Origin of the sequence: Dietzia sp. DQ11-44 (assembly GCF_014145205.1) — a bacterium.
GTDB lineage: Bacteria > Actinomycetota > Actinomycetes > Mycobacteriales > Mycobacteriaceae > Dietzia > Dietzia natronolimnaea.
This window is the reverse complement of record NZ_JAALEC010000480.1, coordinates 1-3193: the sequence shown is the minus strand read 5'-3', so window position 1 is coordinate 3193 and position 3193 is coordinate 1. Positions and strand designations below refer to the sequence as shown.

At 72.2% G+C, this 3193-nt stretch carries 2 protein-coding genes; both read left to right on the top strand.

Annotated features, from left to right (window positions below; genetic code table 11):
* Positions 1-578 (top strand): arabinosyltransferase C-terminal domain-containing protein (locus G6018_RS12175; RefSeq protein WP_182639735.1); only part of this gene is annotated, 578 nt, incomplete at its 5' end.
* 22 nt (positions 579-600) lie between these two features.
* The coding region (locus tag G6018_RS12170; protein WP_182639734.1) for an arabinosyltransferase domain-containing protein at positions 601-3193 on the top strand (2593 nt) is incomplete at its 3' end.

Below are 3193 nucleotides of genomic sequence, written 5' to 3'. Positions count from 1 at the left end.
TCGGTGCGGCGGGCCCCACCGACTTCGAGGTCATGGGCTCCACGACCCCCGTCGACATCGGTCCGGCCCCCGCCTGGCGCAACCTCAGGATCCCGCTGGAGTCGATCCCCGCCGACGCGGAGGTCGTGCGAGTGGTGGCGACCGACGGCAATCTCGACCCCGACTGGTGGCTCGCCGTGACCCCGCCCCGGAACCCCCGGTTGCGCACCCTCGACGAGGTCGTGGGCCACTCCGACCCGGTGCTCGTCGACTGGGTGGTGGCCCTGGCCTTCCCGTGTCAGCGTCCCTTCGTCCACAACGGCGGGGTCGCCGAGATCCCCCGCTACCGGATCCTCGCCGACCGCGAGTCCTCGGCCGCCGCGAACTGGTGGCAGAGCGCGGGTGGCGGCGGACCACTGCTGTGGACCACCCAGACGGTGGAGGCCGTCACCGTCCCCACCTACCTCGATCACGACTGGTCGAGGGACTGGGGGTCCCTCCAGCGGTTCGAACCCCTCGACCCCGGGGCGACGCCCGCGGACCTCGTACGCAGCAGTTCCGTCCAGTGGGGCTGGACCACGCCGGGTCCCATGAAGTGACCGTCGCCTAGAATCGGGCGTCGTGTCAGACTCCACCGCAGCTTCCGGCCCGGTCGCCGCCGACGCCCGTGTCGCGAGGCTCCGCCTCGTCGCCATCGTCAGCGGCCTCCTGGGCACCCTGTGCTTCCTCTCCCTGCCGTTCCTGCCGGTCAACCAGACCACCTCGAGCGTGCAGTGGCCACAGAACGGATCGGTCGACTCGGTGACCGCGCCGCTGATGGCGCACTCGCCTCAGCGGTTCACCGCCACCGTGCCCTGCACCCTGGTCGCGGACCTGCCCGCCGACGGCGGGATCCTCCTGTCCACCGCTCCGGCGGGCGGCAAGGACTCCGGTGACCGGGCACTGTTCGTCCGCGCCTCCCAGGACACGGTCGACGTGGTCTCCCGCAACCGGGTCATCGTCTCGGCCCCGCGGGAGGAGGTCGCCGCCGGGGAGTGCACGCAGCTGACCCTGACCGCGGCCCCGACCTTCGTGGAGGCGGAGTTCGAGGGCATCGACGATGCCGCCCGCCGGGTCGACGCCGACGACCTCCGACCGATGGTCGTGGGCATCTACACCGACCTGCCCTCCGACACCGCGGTCCCCGACGGCCTCGAGGTGGCCGTGGAGGTCGATTCCCGCTTCACCACCGACCCGACCGCCCTCAAGTGGGCGGCCATCGTGATCGGGCTGATCGCCACCGCCGTGGCCCTGTGGGCCCTGCACGGGCTCGACCAGACCGACGGCCGCCGGTCCCGCCGCTTCCTGCCCCGCGGGTGGTTCAGGATCCGGCTCCCGGACGTGGCCGTGATCGGCACCCTCGGTATCTGGCACTTCGTCGGCGGCAACACCTCCGACGACGGGTACATCATGTCGATGGCCCGGGCCGCCGACCCCGCCGGCTACATGGCCAACTACTACCGCTGGTACGGGGTACCCGAGTCGCCCTTCGGCTCCCCCTACTACGACCTGCTCACGATGCTCGCGCACGTGTCCACCGCCAGCCCCTGGATGCGGCTCCCCGCCCTCATCGCCGCGATCCTGTGCTGGCTCGTCATCAGCCGCGAGGTCCTGCCCCGGCTCGGCCGCGCCGCGCGCACCACCCCGGTGGTCGTGTGGAGCGCCGCCGCAGTGTTCCTCGCCTTCTGGATGGCCTTCAACAACGGCCTGCGGCCCGAGCCCGTCATCGCCCTGGGCGCGCTGCTCACCTGGGTCTCCGTCGAACGCGCCATCGCGACCCGACGCATGTTGCCGTACGCCATCGCGGTGATCCTGGCCTCGTTCTCGCTGGCCACCGGCCCCACCGGCCTGATGGCCGTCGCCGCACTCGTCATGGGGCTGCGCCCCGTCCTGCGCACCGTCGTGGTGCGCGGACGCGAGGTCGGCTCGCACCTCGCCCTGGTCACACCGGTGCTGGCCGCCGGGACCATGGTGCTCATCAGCGTCTTCGGCATCCAGTCCCTGGCCTCCGTGCTCGAGGCGATCCGGGTGCGCGGCGAGATCGGCCCCAACCTGAACTGGTTCGAGGAGTTCGTCCGCTACTACTACCTGATGATCCCGACGGTCGACGGATCGCTCTCCCGCCGACTCCCGGTCCTGCTGGTCCTGCTGTGCCTCATCATGGTGATCGGCACCCTGCTGCGCCGCGGCAAGATCCCGGGCGCGGCCTCCGGGCCCGTCTGGCGCCTTGTCGGCGTGGTGGTGGGCACCGCGTTCTTCATGATGTTCTCCCCCACCAAGTGGACCCACCACTTCGGCGTCTACGCGGGGATCGGCGCGGCGATCGCGGCGCTCGGCGCCATGGCCATCTCCGCGTCCGCGGTCCGCACCGCCCGCAACCGGACGGTGTTCCTCGGGGTGATCCTCGTGGTGCTCGCGCTGGCCTTCGCCGGCCCCAACGGCTGGTGGTACGTCTCGAGCTACGGCATCCCCTGGTGGGACAAGGCGCCCAGTATCCGCGGGATCGACGCCGCGACCGTCCTCCTGGGCCTGGCCGTGCTGACCTTCGCCTACGCGGGGTGGCAGCATCTGCGCCAGGACTACACCGGCACGCAGGCGCCCAGGACGCGCGAGGGCCGGCGGCGCATGAGGACGATCGCCGCCGCACCCATCGCGGTGGTCGCGGGTCTGCTCGTCGTGTTCTCCGTGGCCTCGTTCGCCAAGGGGGTCCACAAGCAGTACCCGGCGTACACGATCGCGGCCGGCAACTTCTCGGCGCTCGCCGGGAACCCGTGCATGCTCGCCGACCGTGTGCTGGTGGAACCCGATGCCAACGCCGGCATGCTCACCCCGCTCGCCGCGACCCCCCGACCGGACGGGTCGATCGACCCCGCCGAGCGCGCGGCGGCCATCGAGGCCGGCGACAACTCGGGGTTCACCCCGGACGGCGTCGCGCCCGACCTCTCCGCGGACGCGGTGGTGGCCGATCCCGGTGCCGCCAACACCACCCAGGAGCCCGGCGGCGGCCCCTCCGTCACCACCGGCGAGAGTGCCGGCACCGCCGGCGGCCAGGGCGCCGAGGGCGTCAACGAGTCGACCGTGGCCCTGCCGTTCGGGCTCGATCCCGCCACCACCCCGGTGCTCGGGTCGTACCTGGTGGGTCCGCAGCGCGAGGCGAACCTCGAGACCGGCTGGA